We start from the raw sequence: 16,857 nt of genomic DNA, 5'->3' as shown, positions 1-16,857 counted from the left end.
AACTTGTTTGGCATTCAGCTAAAGAATATATAGCTCATAGACTATTTGAGTCAGCAGAACAACTAGAAGAGTTGTTAAATAAATTACTAAATGAAGGAGGACTTATTATTAAATGGGAACGAAAAATTAAAAACAAAGGTAATGCTGTTTATTAAATTTAGCTGCTACGCAGCTTATCAATTCTCCGCTCCTGGCAGCGTTATTTGCTTGTGGCCATCTTAACTTATTGCCCAGTCCGGCAACGCGAGATTAGAGAGCTTGAACTCGAACGCACTCTCTTTCGCACTCCTAACGGCTATCGCATGGTTCTAGAACCAGAAGATAACAAAACAGGTGATGAACGAGACTTTATCCTTTCAGATATATTGGCTCCAGAGGTTGTAGCTGATATTGATGAGTGGCTAACTATTTGGAGACCTAAGATTCAGGCGGCAACGACTGACTTGGACAGTTGGTTAGGTCTTGTAGCCCGTCGAGCATACAAAAATACGGAAGAGCTAAATGAATACTTAGCAAATTTAGAACAACAACATCAGCAAGCAATACAAGTGGGTCAGAATGAAAAGGCTGAGAAAGTAGAAAAGCTCATGCAGTCAGCTCGATACAATTTTCAAACATTGGAGCAGGCAAGAAGTAATTTTCAAAGCAAGCTATTTTTTATATCTTGTGGAAACAGCCAACTAGAAACCTATGGCAAACAATTAGAAGCAAGTGACTTAGTCACTACAGTAACGCGCGTTGTTTATACAGCAACATCATTCTTGAAAAAGGTTGAACATCCGCTGTTTAAGGATATTGAACCGCGGAGAACAAACCCTCACTTCTTTAGAAATATTGCAATTACCCATGAGCGTAGGTATGGGAATCCAGCAAAGCGGAAGGCTTTTCATAAAGTTTTAGGTAATTCTGAGGAGATTGGAGATAGGGATTATAACGAGATGCATCCTGGGGAAAAAACAGTTGATGCTAAAGAATGGTGGAAGTCAGAAACTCTTGAGGGTAAAGCTGCTCTCATTGCTCAAATCAAAGCATTGGCCTCAAAGTTGACAGTTCAGGAGAGACGGAATCTTTTCATGGAGCTTTTATGAATCTTAGATTTGGCAGCAGGTGAAGAGTTCTCTTGCTGCCAAATCTAAGACAAATTGCAAGCAGACTACTACTGGTTATCAAGCAATAAAAGCTAAGTTTGGGTTTATTGACTTTTTTTTTATAGCTTTACTCAACTTGATTTAAGAAGTAGGTAACCGTTTATGTTATTTGACATTCCTAGGGCTCTTTGGCAAGCGCGCAAGCCCTAGAAATGTTGGCTGGAACCCTGATAATTTGTCAACTTACAAAAGTTGTCGATCTATTGATCGTAGTAGAGCGCGATCGCGAATAGGGAAATCGGCTATCTTTAGCGGAAACGGGAAAAATCTCTTGCACCGGGGAAGCGAGGTGGCAACAACAAAGAGCGCGATCGCGAATTGTACTTCCTCTAAGACCTCCACAGCCATGTAGCTCTTCCACTTCTGCTACTGCTAATTGTTTCCCTAACGGCAGCACTCCGTAAGCCTATCAGCTTCGATATAGAGCGATCGCTCTTCCACCGATAAGCCCAGCCAAACCCACCGTTTTACTTGGGACAAAAATTTTTTCAAAACTTTACAGGTCGCCGCCGCTTCTTCAGTCTCACAAATTTATATTATCTCCGGCGCTCCCACCACCTCTGCCGCAGTTAAGTCGTTGTCAATGGTGACGGCAGGAGTAACGGGTCGGGTGGCGGGTCACAGCCTTTGCTATCAGAGGCTCCGGTTGCTGGTTCGCCGATCATCGTCGTGCCGTCAATCGGTACGTAGCACTCGGATAAGCTCTTCGGCCACGAGGTCGGGGCGGGACAGAAACGGGTGGTGCCCGGCGGCAAGGTCGATTGAGCGGGTGGCCCGGCTGGCGTGGAAGCGCTGGAGGGCGAGGGAGGTGCTGCGGTCCTCCGTGCAGACGAGGTACGTCGAGGGTCTGCCCCGCCACGCCGCTCGGGTCGTCGGCGTCCCGAAGGCGCCTACCGATTGCGCGGTGAGACGATCCCACGCCTCGGCTCGGGTCTCCTCGTCTGTCAGGTCCTGCCAGAAGCGGTCGCCGAATGACGAGGCGGTGTAGCCGGCGATGCGGACTGTACCGTCGTCGCCCAGCGCAACCCCGACTCGGTCCTGCTCTCCGCTCATGATGTCGGCCTGCGACTGCCCCACGTCCGGCAGGTACGAGGTGATGTACACCAGGTGGCGAGTGGCAGGGTGGTCGGCACCCTCCGCGATGACCGTGCCGCCGTAGGAGTGCCCGACGACGACGGCCTCGTCCACGTTATCGAGTGCGCCGCGCAGCGCCCGAGCGTCTTCGAGCAGATCGGCGGTGCCGGACATGGTGCCCTCGCCGCAGGACGGCAGCTCGACCGCTCGGCTCACCGTGCCAGTTCGCTCATGGATTCGCTCGGCGACCCGCTGCCACCACCATGCGCCATCCCGGACGAGTGCGCCGTGCACGAATAGGATCTCCACCATCTTCGTCTTATCTCCTTGCTCCCGCGCGGATCTCTGGGCGGTGTTGTCAACTTAGATTCAAATAATTTTAGCAATGCGTCTAAAAGTCAATCAACCAGGTTCTTTAGTACATCTCACATTGAGTCTCTAGACCACAAACTCATTGCTATTATTAGACAAACTAACAGTTGTGCTGATAACGACCGATAGCGTTCTTCTTCGACTTCAGTTTTAGCGATCGCTTGTTCGATTGCCTGTGTTGGGATGGCTGTCTCTATTGCTTTGAATATCTCAGTAGCTTGTATCTTGGGAGACACAAGTGAGAATTCTTTGAGATGCAATATATTTTATTACCATTGTTGGTAATACTCTCTAGTTAATATGGCTTTGAGGCTTAACTGAACCGTATTGAGCCCTTAACGCCTCTTGGAAGGCGTTAGAAACTGTATCAAAGCTAAATTGACACACGGCAATTTATTGAGGGCTGACGCGCCCAGCAAATCAAAACTATTAAGCGATCGCACTCCTTAACCTGTTGCTGCCATTTCCCAAAGCTGTGCCCTCTTCTCACGGGGAATCAATGCCCAAATTGCCTTTTTAGCCGCCTGAATCACCTCTTTAGCTTGCTTCGTCTCCTTGCAAACCCATTGGATCATACCGAATACATCCATTACTACCTCTGGAGTATCCGCTCTCATTAAGAACTCTGCAAGTCCGGCTATGTCTTCCTGGCTGAGTGCGGGGAGCGCCTCAATCTGGGCAGGGGGGGCATTAGGCGAGGTAGACAATGGAACCTGTTTATTTATATAGCTGCCATTGTCTACCTGGAATTGTTTCTCCTCCATTACCATAGATTCTGTTTTCTGCTGACGTTTCGCTTCCCGGCGTTCCAGAATCCCCTCAACCAGCCTCCATCGCCTCAAGTCGAGACTTGTGCTAGTAATCTTTGTCTCCTTACCGACTCGCTTGGTTACAGTGGGTATCCCTAGTTGTTTAACAAGCGCGTTGAAGATACGAACATTTGACCAGTTCTTAGACTCACAGGAGAATCCCAGCCTCAAGACCTCATTCACCTGGCGGTAACAGTTCCTAACTAATTCTCCTAGCGGTTCTAAGTCTTCATTACTTAAAGTTTCGCCTTGCCGCAATTTGTCAATCCACTTAATCAGCCCCAAGCGTTCTCTGAGCAATCGCTCCTGTTCTCTGGTTGGTAAATCGGGAATGAACAACCCTTGCTTCCACTTCACCTGACGAGCGATCGCTTTCTCATCTCGCTCTATCGCTAGGTTGTGCCGTAAATCCTCATATCGGGGAATCGCTGCTACTAGCTCTGGGTATGCGGCGACCAATTGTGGAGAAACTTCCGAACTACAAGTAAAGTTAGAGATCGCAGTTTTTTCTAGATTCAATCGCTCCTCTGTGCTCAATCCCTCCTTAGATTGCAAAGACTCTTGTTCTTCTGGAGAAAGAACGGTGGCATTAGAAACCTGATGACAATGGTTTGTTTTTATCTTTTGCTTAGTCTCTTTGACTAGCTTCCTGAAGTCTTTTTCGGTGTCAACGGAAATTACCTGAACTTGATTCCCTTCGTGCTTGAGCCGAGCAATTACGCAGTCGCGCAAGTTCCACATTGAGAAGTTGTTGTCTGCTACTGTCTGCGCCCACAGATTCTTGTGAGGGCAGTTATCCCAATCAACAGGGGCATTTACATCAGGTACTAAGTCGGGATTGAGACTGGAGCGAATCAATGTTACTTCCTGTTCCCAGCCGGTTTTGAGCGTCTGTTTAACCACAGATGGGTATTCAGATTTGCTAACTTTATTAAAATTCTTGCCTCGCTTGGCGATCCAGATGGTACGGGGAATAGGGACACGCACTCGCGCTAAAGCTTGGGCAACATCGCTATCTGGCACGACTCCGTAGAAAACCCCAATAACTTCGTCAAACCACTCCAGCTCAAAACTCACGCCTGTTGCCAGACTGCCAGTGGCGATTATGACATCGTAATCACTAATCCGATGATTAATTTGGCTGATGTATTCCCGCTGCTGTTGCTCTCCAGAAGTATCGCCATTAACAACCAGGATGCGATCTGGCTTTACACCAGCAACCGCTAGTTCTGCCATAACCTCGCTGGCGTTTTTAGAATCAGTGCCAATGAAAAGTCGCTTACCTAGTTGAGCGCTTGACACCGCATGATCGATAATTGCCGCATGGTCGTGAGAATTGTAAAGCGTGCAAGGGTAGCCAGCGCTCTTGTAATCGTTACGAACCAGGTAAACCGGGGTATCTTCACCTCGCAATGCCCGGATGTAATTTAGAGTGGAATCATCCAGATCGGCATCGTCAAGGATGAGCCGCTTGGCTACTTTAATCAGCCAATGCAACCGGGCTAATAGTGCCGGACGCATTCCGTCTCGGTTGCAAGTGGAACTGGTAAGGATGTTTCTTACCACTTGGCAAACTTCATCAATTACTAAATCGCATCCGACAAACTTTTCTGGATTGATAGCAAGTAGTGACTCAACACAAGACCCTAAGCGCCAAGTAGGTTGTCCGTCTGAATCCAGGTAATATCCAGCGCCTTTATCTGCGTCAGTCCGCCAGGTGTATCCCAATCTCTGGGAAAGTGACCGACCAAGGAAAATCCGGTGGGTCAAGCTAAGCAGGGATTCGGAGTGAGCTGTTAGTTGGGAAATTAACTTGGTTTTGCCACTACCTTTAGCTGACTTAATAGCAATAATTCCAGAGTCGGGAACCTGTAAGCCAATGGTACTGAGGTCGGGTGTATCCAGAACCACATCGGCGGTGTAAGTTAGCGATCGCTCTTGTCGCTTAGTCCATTGCCGATGCCAAAGAGTTATCGCTTTGAATTGCTCCCAGCTAATTTCCTCAATCTCATTGCCCCGACCCGCGGCTAGCATCTCATCAAGGTCAAGGTCATCCTTACTGGTTTGATGCCACCAAAGGACGCTCATCTCATGACCCAATTGTTTTAGCAGGTCATAAGTTCTCTGATATTGGCGCATTACATTCTTGTTGAGGATTGCCCCCGCGTCCGGGCATAGAACGACAGGCTCTCCCGCTAGTATCTCCGGCTCTACTTGTCCAAGGAATGCTTTAAGGGTTAGGGGTGAAGACGCAAAGTTTCCTCCAGCTGCGCCAATGGTAACTTGACCCGACAACTGGGCGATAATCTGGGGTTTGAGAATCCCTTCAGCCAGAAGAAGCCCCTTGTTTTGTGTTTCGCCAGATGGACGAGCCACGGTCAAGGGTAGTTCACCATTGGTTAGGTGAGCAGTCGGCCCGTTAGGGCGTTTCTTACTGGTACTGGTGGGCCAGCGATATTTGCCATTGTCGGCATTATCTAGGCGCAGTTGCCAACCAATGATTTGTCGGTATGGATTCCAAATTGGGCATAAATATCCCGAATCGTAGTTGTTAAGGCTTCGCCCGTCGATGTTGACCCCTGCGAGGCGAGGACTCACGGGTGTTTCTAACTTCTGCCACTGCGCCACGCTACGAAACATTCCAGCTTGAATCTGTTCGTCGCTTAGCCCTCGCTGGCGTAGGTCTTCTCGGTGGCGTGGCCAGAGTTCCAGTTGAGCGAGTAATTTCCTAATTTCTCGGTCACGGTCTGGTTCGCTTAGTAGTTGGGATCTTTGAGCGCGTTCTGCGTCTAACCGCTGCTGTTTTTCTCTTTTGCGCTGCTGTCGCCATTCTTCTCGCTGCTGTTGGGATGCGGCTTCGACTTCTGATTTTTGGGCCCACATCCCGAAGCCTAGTTTATCTGTACCTCGAAATAAGTAATTCGACGGGTTAGCAACGCTATTAAGGCAATGGACTAATCCGGTCGATTTACTTTGGCGGCAATCTTTACGAGTACCGTTGCAGACCGGGCAATTTCCTTTGAGGGGTAGGAAATTACTCATGACGCACCTCCCACCAGCAATATTGAAGTGGATTGCTGGGTGAGGCTCTTAAAAAAGGATGCAGATGACTGAAAAAATTTTCCGAGGATGGAGCGGACTGAAACGCTTCTGGCTACAGGGGTTTTGAACATGGGAGGCTACCTCTTTGTTTAACGAGGTAGTCGCCGCTGCTTTTATTCGTGGTGGAAGCCTGTTAGCCTGGAGATAAGTTATTTCAATTCGTTTGGTATTCTCACTGCTGCTACGAAGAACTCACGCAGTTTTTTGGCTTTGGTTTTTTGAGGCTAATGCTTGTTTAGGCTGACAAGGCCTAGGCGATGGCTAACACTGCTTCCGAGAACTTATACAGCGAAGACTACCAAACTTTTTCTTTTTTGGGTCTGGGTAGAGTTGGAAGTGAATCTGGTTTGGTTCATGACTACCATCGGTTTTTGAGGTCTTAATCCATCAGACCATAAAAAACCTGTAATGATCATGCAAAACCTTTAAGATTACTTGTCAGAGTCACAAATAAGTAAAATTTAATAAATTCCAAGACTTATGCAGTTGGCTTGAGAATGAGACGAGTCGCATCTAGATCAGCACGGGCTGCATCCCGAACCAGCGCCAGCTTGGGCTTGTATCAACTGATGCCAGTCGCGAACCAATGCAATTCCTAGTGGAGGAAGGTACAAATGGCTAAGCCGATATGGTTGCGCTCTGGCGTGTGTAAAACCTACCTGAGCGCGTTCAGTCCCACAGCACTGTCCGAGATTCCCAACGCTATTCCTCAATCGCCCAACCTCTCCTCGGCAGATTGTAACCGCCTTAACTCATTTAGATTAAGGTCTTTGGTAGTCCAGTAATCAATGCTATTAGCTCTAGGCGATCGCGTTGGCAAAGCAAGTTGTAAGACGATTCGTGCATTGTCTAAGGAGCTAACTAAACTACCGAGAGTTCAGCTGAGCGCGGTATACCGCGCTCATGGAGTATTTACAGTTGAAAAATTCCCGGTAGTGCTGACTCTAGGTTATTAAACTCTGAGCGATCGCGTTGCCAAAGCAAGTTGTAAGACGACTCGTGCATTGTCTAAAGAGCAACAAACTACAGGGAGATCAAGGGAGATCAATGAGCGCGGTATACCGCGCTCATGGAGTATTTACAGTTGAAAAATTCCCGGTAGTGTTGACTACTCTCCCTTCAACAGTCCTGGCTACGACCTAGCCCAGGAGTTGAACCTACTCAACAACTCCTCAAATAATAGCTCCCCAGACACACTCCGATCGCTTCGCTGCTTATTTGCCGTCCCCCTGTGACGGTGCTTGCAGAATCAATGAAGCTTACAATCCTACCCTTTTGGCTCAAGACGTTTACGACACGAAGCGTCCAGTGTATCCCTACCTGCTAATTAGAAAAGCCAACACCAAGGGGCAATTAGAAACTTGTATCATTCCTATCATTGAAGACCTGCGTTTCATCCTCGTAACCTATCAACCAGCTAAAAGCTAATTCAGAAGCAAAAATGATTGATGGTGATTTACGCTTTGATTACTGGGAACACTAAGGGAGTAGCGCGTGAAACGTTGCGTCCAGTGTATCACTGCGATCGCAAAAGGGTCATCTGGGGAATTCATGCCGGGAAGATTGGCAATGCTGACACGCTCTTGGGTTATAAAAAACTATTGCCCCTAAAGTTACGTGCCTGAAGTTTTGGAGAAATCGTCAAGAGTGAGTCGAAAAGTGTTGAACACTGAAACCGCTACTTCTGCTACCCTACCCCTGACCTATGTGGGCAAAATGACCCAGCAGCAGCTAGAAAAGAACCTCTGGGATGCGGCGGACATTTTGCGGGGGAAGATTGACTCAGGCGACTTCAAGCACTACATTTTTGGGCTGCTGTTCTTCAAGCGCCTGTGCGATGTGTGGCAGGAGGAATATGAGGAACGGCTCAAACTCTATAAGGATGAAGAATTAGCGGCTGACCCGGAGGAACACCGCTTTCACATCCCACCAGGGGCGTTTTGGGATGAAGTGCGATCGCATTCTACCAATATTGGCGAACGGCTTAATATTGCTTTCCGGGCGATTGAAGATGCCAATACCCGTTTGCGGGGGGTGTTTCAGGATGTGGACTTTAACAATAAGCATCGCTTCCCGGATGCCACGTTAGAGCTATTGTTGCAGCATTTTAGCCAGCATCGCCTGCGGAATTGCGATGTCGAGGCGGATATTCTGGGGGCGGCTTACGAGTATCTGATTGCTAAATTTGCCGATGATGCGGGGAAGAAGGGGGGCGAGTTTTATACGCCGAAGATGGTGACTCGCTTGATTGTCGAGTGTTTGCAACCAGAGGAGGGGATGACTATCTATGACCCCACCTGTGGCTCTGGCGGTATGTTACTGGAGATGGTGAATCATCTCAAGCGTCAGGGGAAAAATCCCAAGTCGTTGCAGTTGTATGGTCAAGAGATGAACCTCAACACTTGGGCAATTTGTCAGATGAATTTGTTTCTCCACGATATTGATGATGCCTTTGTTGTGCGGGGGGATACGTTACGGGAACCAAAGCATTTAGTTGCGGAGGGGAGTAAGGCATTAAAGACCTTTGACCGAGTGCTGGCAAATCCACCGTTTTCTTTGAAGAATTGGGGGGATGAGACTTGGAAAAACGGGGATAAATTTAGCCGGGATACTTATGGTTGTCCGCCAAAATCTTATGGGGATTTGGCATTTGTGCAGCACATGATTGCCAGTTTAAACACAACTGGAAAGTTGGGGGTGGTGTTACCGCACGGGATTTTGTTTCGGGGTGGTGCTGAGGCGAAAATTCGTGAGGGAATGCTGCAAGACGATTTGATTGAGGCAGTGATTGGGTTAGCACCGAATCTATTTTATGGCACGGGTATTCCAGCTTGCGTGTTGATTATTAATAAAGAGAAAGAAGCAGCACGACGGGGGAAGGTGCTGTTTGTTAATGGTGCCGAGGAGATGGTGGAGGGGAAAAACCAGAATACTCTCTCTAAAGATAATGTTGAGCGGTTGGCTAAGGCGTTTGTAGCGTTTGAAGATGAAGAACGGTTTTCGCGGGTGGTGGAGTTAGAGGAGATTAAAAAGAATGATTTTAATCTCAATATTGCCCGTTATGTGCAAACGGCTGAAGAGGAAGAGCAGATTGATGTGGCGGCGGAGGTGATGGTTTTAAAGGAATTGTTGGAGAAGCGGGATAAGGCAGAGAGTAAAATGCTGGATTTTTTGAAAGAGTTGGGGTATGAGTAAGGATGCGGGAATGAACTATTATGTCTTATGAAGAATTTAATCTGGAACAAATTAGCTCTGATTTTGGGCTAGAAATTGAGGAAAATGTCGAGCTATTTGCAGATATTCAGGAAGTGCAATTAGACGAGTTCTTTTTAAGATACCTGCACAATAATATTCCTTTGGCTGTAGCCATTAGTACAGAAAAAGCGAAATCGGAAATGATTCTCGCTCCGATTTTGATTGAGTTGAGGAGGATGTTAAACAATCAAATCAGTTTATTTTCTGGGGTGAAGTTTAATGTGGACAGTACCAGGGGGTTAAATGGGTTCTGTGATTTTCTGATTAGTCGAAGTCGGCAGCAGTCTTTTATTAAGTCTCCAGTGGTTGCAATTGTGGAGGCAAAGAATGACAACATCAAGAGTGGCTATGCTCAGTGTATGGCAGAGATGATTGCGGCGAAAATATTTAATGAACGGGAAAGCAAGGAATTTGAGAGTATATTTGGTGTGGTGACGAATGGTAATCAATGGAAGTTTTTAAAGTTGAATAAGGATACTATTTATATTGATTTGAATGATTATTATATTATTAGTCCTGAGAAAATTATGGGTATTTTAATTAGCATGGTTAAGCCTGAATCAATCAATAGTGTACAGGTAAATGGTTGAGCCGGATAAAGCTGAGGATGTAACAGTTTTTGCAGGAGCTGGGATATGGGTGATGATTGACCACGATCGCTTATTCAAAGAACTCCTGTCTACTTTTTTTGTGGAGTTTATCGAGCTATTTCTGCCGGATGTCATGGCTTATTTGGAACCGGACTCGGTGACGTTTCTGGATAAGGAAGTGTTTACTGATGTGACGGCGGGAGAGCGTTATGAAACGGATTTGCTCGTGCAGGCGCAGTTTCGGGGTGAGTTGTCTTGTTTCTTGATTCATGTGGAGAATCAAGCCAAAGCGCAAGCGAATTTTGGTAAGCGAATGTTTCGCTATTTTGCTCGCTTGTCGGAGAAGTATGACTTGCCGATTTATCCAGTTGTTGTGTTTTCTTATGACCAACCGAAAGTTGCCGCCGCGAATCAGTTTCGGGTTGAGTTTCCCGATTTTCGGGTACTGGAATTTAACTATCGCGTGATTCAACTGAATCGTCTCAATTGGCGCGACTATTTGGGTCAGGCGAATCCGGTGGCGAGTGCGCTGATGGCAAAGATGCAGATTGCGCCGTCAGACCGTCCGAAGGTGAAGGCGGAATGTTTGCGGTTGTTGGTGACGTTGCGGTTAGACTCGGCGAGGATGCAGTTGATTTCGGGTTTTGTGGATACCTATCTAACCCTTACAGAGTCGGAGGAGCAAGCGTTTCAGGAGGAACTTGGTAGGATTGAGCCAGAGGAACAGGAGCGGGTTATGCAGATTGTTACCAGTTGGATGCGGACGGGGATTGAGCAAGGGAGACGCGAGGGAGAAGTCTATATCGTAATGCGTCAACTCAAGCGTAAGATTGGGGAACTTAACCCAAAAGTTGAGGCGAAAGTTCGGGAGTTACCGGATAGTCAATTAGAAGCGTTGAGTGAAGCGCTGTTAGATTTTACAGGTATTCATGATTTAACCCAATGGTTGGATAGTCACGAAGAGCGTGGGTTAATCTCGGTTATCTTGCGTCAGCTTCACCGTAAGGTTGGGGAACTTGAGGAGGAGGTTGAGGCACAAGTGAGGGGGTTGGAGGTGGCGCAGTTGGAAGAGTTGAGTGAGGCGTTGTTAGATTTTGAGGATGTGGAGAATTTAACGGATTGGTTGAGAAATGTGGAAAGGGGAGAGCAGGGTTGATTGCTTTGAAGGAGTCGATAATTCAACGGGATGCAGTAGAGGCAAAGATGTTGGTTTTCTTGGAGAAGCTTGGGTATGGTTCCTGAAGGATGGAAGCTTGTAACTATCGGCGATTTGACCTCCTCTCATAGCTATGGTCCAAGGTTTAGTGCTAAAGATTACCATGTTGATGGAACTGTTAAAACCATTAGAAATACCGATGTTACGGAAACAGGAGAAATTCTTTATAAACAGGTTCCAAGCGCACATTTAGACTCTGAAATTATTGAGCAACATAAGCTTAAAACAGGTGATTTAGTTATTATTACTACAGCCGATTGCGGTCTTTCTGCAATTTTTGAGGAACAAGATATTGCATATATCCCCAGTGCTTATGCTGTCAGGTACAGACTGAATCAAACAGTACTACCGACTTTTATTAAGTATTTCATGCACACGAGGATTGCTCAAAAACAAGTTGGGCAATTCATCAGAAAGGGAACCGTTGCAAATTTGCCTGGTTCGGATGTGTTGAAGATTAAAGTTGCTCTTCCTCCTCTTCCTGAACAAAAGAAAATTGCGGCAATTTTGAGCAGTGTGGATGAAGCGATCGCATCCACTCAGGCAGTCATCGAGCAAACCCGCAAAGTCAAGCAGGGACTACTCCAGCAACTCCTCACTCGCGGCATCGGTCATACTAGGTTTAAAGAGAGTGCGATCGGGGAAATTCCTGAGAGTTGGGAAGTAGATGAACTAGCTAAAGTTGCAAGAGTTATTGATTGTAAGCATCGGACTCCAGAATACGTAGAGTCGGGCTTTCCTGTTGTACGACCAAGAGACATTAAGGAAGGCGCTCTTGATTTATCAGGATGTCTTCGGACGACTAAACAAGATTATGAAGATTTAATTGAGAATCACTGTCCATCTGTAGGAGATATCATCTACAGCAGAAATGCGACATTTGGAGTCGCTGCAATTGTCGAGACTAATGAACCATTTACCGTGGGTCAAGACGTATGCATTATTGTAGGAAAAATCCTCATTGGCAGATTACTTTTTTACCTCTTGAACTCGCGTATTATCAAACTTCAAATTGACAAGCTTTCTGCTGGCTCCACATTCCAACGCATAAACTTAAAGGATATTCGCCGATTTTTTGTTCCTGTAATACCCGAAGATGAACAAAAAGAAATTGTGGCTATTGCTGACAGTATTACTGAACAGATAAAAACCTCAGAGGCTCAATTACATCACTTACATGAAATAAAACGCGGTTTAATGCAAGACCTCCTAACTGGTCACGTCCGTGTCGGAGGAACACCATGACCCAAGCCACAGAATACACCCTCGTTGAAAAACCCTGCATCGACACCTTAATTAAACTCGGCTACACCTGGCTACCGCCCCAACAAAACCAACCCGCTAGAGATACCCTCAACCAAGTCATCCTCCGCGACATTTTCATTACAGCCATTCAACGCATCAACAACGTCCCGGAAGAAGTCGCCCGTGCCACCTACCAAGATATGCTCATTGTCACTGACAACGAGCAATGGACAAACCTGCTACGAGGTGACTATAGCCGCAACGTTCCCGGCGAAACCACCAAAAAAACCATCCGCCTGATTGACTTCCTGGAACCCAAAAACAACACTTTCACCATCACCAACCAGTTTTACGTCAAAGCCCAAAACCCCCGCAAACCGGATATAGTCATCTTCATCAACGGCATTCCCCTCGTCGTTCTAGAAGCCAAAAAACCCTTTATCGCCAAAGACAAAACCGGAGAAGCGTTCGAGCAAATTAAACAATACGAACGCGATATTCCCCGCCTGTTCTACTCCAACCTCTTCAACATCATTACCGATGGCGCAAACGTCCTCTACGGCGCAACAGGCGCACCCTCTGCCTACTGGGGAGCCTGGAAAGACGAGGGAGAAACGGCAGAAATAACCTTTAACAATGCCTTAGAAAAACAACTCTGGTGCCTGCTAGAACCCACCCGACTGCTGGATATCCTGGCACACTTCATCGTCTTCGAGAAACGGGAACAGAAAGTCACCAAAAAAATCTGTCGCTACCAGCAATTTCGCGCCGTCAACAAGATTGTAGACCGAGTCCTCGCCCCCCTCAAACCCGAACCCAAACGACCAGGACGCAAATATCGCAAGGGACTCATCTGGCATACCCAAGGGTCTGGCAAAAGCCTGACAATGGTATTTGCCACCCTCAAACTCAAAACCCACCGCACCATCAATTCCCCCACCCTAGAGAACCCCAATATCCTAGTTCTCACGGATCGCATCGACTTAGACGACCAAATTAGCAAAACCTTCCAAGCTTGCGGACTCCCCAACCCCACTCGTATCGAGTCCATGTCAGACTTGGGAAAAGCTATTCATAGCAATCCTGTGGGGTTAACCTTACTCTCCACCATTTTTAAATTTGAAGGGTCAGCAACAGAAGCCGCCAACAGCCACAACTGGATTATTTTAGTAGACGAATGCCACCGCACCCAAGAGAAAGACTTGGGGGCATTTCTCGAAAAAACTCTACCTCACGCCTGCTTCATCGGCTTCACTGGCACCCCCATTCAAACCACGGACAAAGATACCTACGAAAACTTCAGTCTCTCTGGCGAAGACTATCTGGATCGCTACAGTATAGATGACGCCGTTATCGATGGTGCTACCGTTCCCATCCGCTACACCAGTCGCAAAGCGGAATGGCAGGTGGATGAGAAAAAACTCAACATCCTGTTTGACAATTGGTTTGCCAAGGAACCGGAAGCAGTCGTTAACAAGATAAAAGCGCGAGGTGTCAAGGTTGAAGATTTAGTCAAACACCGCGAACGTATCGAACTGCTGGCATACGACATTTGGACGCACTTCTCCCTCCATGCTGCACCAGAAGGGTTTAAAGCTCAAATTGTCGCCATTGACCGAGAAGCGATTATCCTCTACAAACGGGCATTAAATCAAATCATTGCCAAGTTCCTCAAAAAACAGGGATTTTCTCAAAAGGAAGCGGACACTTGGGCAGATGCAATGGCAGTTCCCGTTTATTCCTCCAACCAAGAAGACGGCAAACCCAGCGAAGATAAGTATATCGATAAACTCCGCCAAGACCTGAAAAAATACGCCCTGGATAAAAACGGCGAAGTTGCTGCCATTCGCAAATTTACCGGAGACGATGCCGAATACGAAGCGAAAGTCCAGCGCGGCGAAGTACCCCCGGTGCAGTTTCTCATCGTCTGCAACAAGCTGCTAACTGGGTTTGACGCGCCTCGCGAAAGTGTCATGTACTTGGACAGCCCCTTAAAAGAACATAACTTATTGCAAGCGATCGCCCGTACCAACCGTGTCTATGGTTCTCACAAAGAATTCGGGCTAATCATAGACTACATCGGCGTTACCAAAAACCTCACTGAAGCGCTAGCAACCTATCGGGAAGCGGACGTGAAAAACGCTATGAAAGACTTGGAGGAGGAACGCAACCAGCTAAGAACCACCCACGCCGAGGTGATGAAATGCCTCAAACCCATCCCCCGCAACACCGGAAACCTCCGCGAGGAATACGACACCCTCATCCAGCATTTAGGCACTGAGGATAACTGGTACGCTTTCCACCGCCTAGCCAAAGACTTTATCAAAGCTTACGATGCCCTCAGTCCCGACCCCGAAATTCTCAAATACAGAGATGACTTGAAATGGGTTGCCGGGTTCATCCCCTTGGGAACCCTAACCTTTGAGAAACGAGAATCCACACTCTCCCGCGATGTCAGCGCCAAAATCCGGGAAATGCTGGACGAACACCTCAGCGTCACGGGTATCACCACATTATGCAAGCTGCACGATATCACAGACCCGGATTTTTGGAAAGATTTTAATAGCGATAGAGAAGACCCAGAAATCCAAATCGCGGCAGTTCGTAAAAGCGCTGAACTCCGCAAAATAATGGAGCAAAAAGAAGAGGAAAATCCTCTTTTCTACGGGTCATTTTCTGACCAAGTATTAGAAGTACTGCGTCAGTTTGAACAGGGTCAAATCGAATCCGCCGAAACTCTCAAGCGCTATGCACAAATTGTCCGCAATATGCAAGCGGCTGAGTCAGCACACCAGCAGTCTAACTTGAATCAAAAGGCTTACGGAATTCTCAAGATTCTAGAAGCCTTTCTGCCAGAAAAACAGGGTCAAGAAAGCAGCACTCAGAGTAATTCAAATTCTGCTGACTCTGACAATGGGCTTAATCCCCTAGAGAAAGCAGCACAAGTAATCGACGAACTCTATTCCAGTGATGAAACTGTCCCTCCTGGTTGGCATTTAAAGGAACAATTACGCAAAGGACTACGCCAACAAGTTCGGGTATTTGTCTTTAAGTTAGGGCTGAAAGACTGGAAGGAAATTCCCAGTAAAATAGATGAATATGCTCTTAAACATTACATCAAAGGTTGAGCAATGTATTTAAGACGTGAAGACCTACACCACGTCTAATAGAGGAACGCTATATGGCTGAATATAATTTCACAACACTGTCTAGCCGAGAATTTGAAATTCTTTCACGCGACCTTCTCCAAGCCGAACTTAGCATACGTCTTGAGACCTTTACAGCAGGTCCGGATAAGGGTATCGATGCTCGATGGAGCAATGGGACTTCTGAGGAAATTGTTGTACAGTGCAAGCATTATGCTAACTCCGGGTACCGTCCTTTACTACGTGTACTCTCTAAGGAGAAGGATAAGATTCAATCCCGCAAGCAACTGCGTTACATTCTCACGACCTCTGTTGGTTTAACACCCTTAAATAAGGATGAGATTCTACAGGTTCTTCATCCATATTGCCGTTTTACAGCCGACATTTATGGGCGTGATGATATAAACAATCTGCTAACTAGACATCCCCATATTGAGCAACAAAATTTTAAGCTGTGGTTGACTAGTGAGGCTGTATTGACGCGAATGTTAAACGCTGGCGTATTGAACGATTCTGACTCAACTCTCGATAAAGCACGGAATAAAGTCCGTCGATATGTCCAAAATGGTAGTTATAACCGTGCACTGACAATTCTTGAACAGCATAAATTTTGTGTCATTGCTGGCTTACCTGGAATTGGAAAGACAACGCTAGCAGAGGTGCTTCTTGCACATTATGTAGATAAGTGTAGCTATAGTGTCTATCGGATACGTGAGGACATATCGGAAATCAAGGCAATAAAGCGTTGCGACTGTAAGCAGGTATTCTATTACGATGACTTCTTAGGTAAGCTGTTGTGCATTTAAATTGTGATAAAAGCATTACCTTTGTTTTTGAGCTTTCGTCCCCACTTAATAACCAGCTCTCCTTCATTTAAAAGCCGATGTAATAAATACTCTA

At 46.8% G+C, this 16,857-nt stretch carries 11 protein-coding genes and 2 pseudogenes; 10 read left to right on the top strand and 3 right to left on the bottom strand.

Translation table 11 applies throughout. The features are described from left to right. A pseudogene (locus H6F63_RS18140) lies at window positions 1-155 on the top strand (IS630 family transposase); the annotation flags it as partial. A 147-nt stretch (window positions 156-302) separates the two neighbouring features. Further along, on the top strand, window positions 303-1,088 hold the full coding sequence (locus tag H6F63_RS18135) for a hypothetical protein (protein WP_190638925.1): 786 nt from the start codon (window positions 303-305) through the stop codon (window positions 1,086-1,088). 735 nt (window positions 1,089-1,823) lie between these two features. Here H6F63_RS18135 and H6F63_RS18130 read toward each other — a convergent pair. The 3 genes and pseudogenes from H6F63_RS18130 to H6F63_RS18120 all read right to left on the bottom strand — a co-directional run bounded on the left by H6F63_RS18130 (window position 1,824) and on the right by H6F63_RS18120 (window position 6,445). Beyond that, entirely contained in the window at window positions 1,824-2,534 is a 711-nt protein-coding gene (locus H6F63_RS18130) for an alpha/beta hydrolase (RefSeq protein ID WP_199298126.1), read from the bottom strand. 116 nt (window positions 2,535-2,650) lie between these two features. After that, window positions 2,651-2,791 (bottom strand): annotated as a pseudogene (locus tag H6F63_RS18125) (transposase domain-containing protein); the annotation flags it as partial. Between the two features lie 249 nt (window positions 2,792-3,040). Further along, on the bottom strand, window positions 3,041-6,445 hold the full coding sequence (locus tag H6F63_RS18120) for a plasmid replication protein, CyRepA1 family (protein ID WP_190638923.1): 3,405 nt from the start codon (window positions 6,443-6,445) through the stop codon (window positions 3,041-3,043). A gap of 1,335 nt (window positions 6,446-7,780) precedes the next feature. On the opposite strand from H6F63_RS18120, the gene H6F63_RS18115 reads away from it, so the two are divergent. The 8 genes from H6F63_RS18115 to H6F63_RS18080 all read left to right on the top strand — a co-directional run bounded on the left by H6F63_RS18115 (window position 7,781) and on the right by H6F63_RS18080 (window position 16,763). Further along, window positions 7,781-7,933, top strand: coding sequence for a hypothetical protein (locus H6F63_RS18115; RefSeq protein ID WP_190638922.1), 153 nt, complete (start codon window positions 7,781-7,783; stop codon window positions 7,931-7,933). Window positions 7,934-7,953: 20 nt separating this feature from the next. After that, the gene (locus H6F63_RS18110; protein WP_190638921.1) at window positions 7,954-8,130 is read left to right on the top strand and encodes a hypothetical protein; all 177 of its coding nucleotides are present in this window, start codon (window positions 7,954-7,956) and stop codon (window positions 8,128-8,130) included. 82 nt (window positions 8,131-8,212) lie between these two features. Continuing rightward, on the top strand, window positions 8,213-9,700 hold the full coding sequence (locus H6F63_RS18105) for a type I restriction-modification system subunit M (protein ID WP_190638927.1): 1,488 nt from the start codon (window positions 8,213-8,215) through the stop codon (window positions 9,698-9,700). A 20-nt stretch (window positions 9,701-9,720) separates the two neighbouring features. After that, a complete protein-coding gene (locus H6F63_RS18100; protein ID WP_190638920.1) occupies window positions 9,721-10,350 on the top strand; it encodes a type I restriction endonuclease in 630 nt (209 codons plus the stop codon). Continuing rightward, entirely contained in the window at window positions 10,343-11,506 is a 1,164-nt protein-coding gene (locus H6F63_RS18095) for a DUF4351 domain-containing protein (protein WP_347276808.1), read from the top strand. Before H6F63_RS18100 ends, H6F63_RS18095 begins: the two co-directional genes overlap by 8 nt. A 75-nt stretch (window positions 11,507-11,581) precedes the next feature. Beyond that, window positions 11,582-12,811, top strand: a complete 1,230-nt coding sequence (locus H6F63_RS18090; RefSeq protein ID WP_190638919.1) for a restriction endonuclease subunit S — start codon at window positions 11,582-11,584, stop codon at window positions 12,809-12,811. Beyond that, entirely contained in the window at window positions 12,808-15,939 is a 3,132-nt protein-coding gene (locus H6F63_RS18085; RefSeq protein ID WP_190638918.1) for an HsdR family type I site-specific deoxyribonuclease, read from the top strand. Before H6F63_RS18090 ends, H6F63_RS18085 begins: the two co-directional genes overlap by 4 nt. A gap of 53 nt (window positions 15,940-15,992) precedes the next feature. After that, window positions 15,993-16,763: a restriction endonuclease gene (locus H6F63_RS18080; RefSeq protein ID WP_190638917.1), complete on the top strand. Its 771-nt coding sequence runs from the start codon at window positions 15,993-15,995 to the stop codon at window positions 16,761-16,763. Window positions 16,764-16,857 lie beyond the last annotated feature (94 nt).

Source organism: Trichocoleus sp. FACHB-40 (genome assembly GCF_014695915.1).
GTDB classification, from domain to species: Bacteria; Cyanobacteriota; Cyanobacteriia; order Cyanobacteriales; family FACHB-T130; genus Funiculus; species Funiculus sociatus.
Note: the sequence above shows the minus strand (reverse complement) of the source record. Positions and strands in the feature narration are given on the sequence as shown.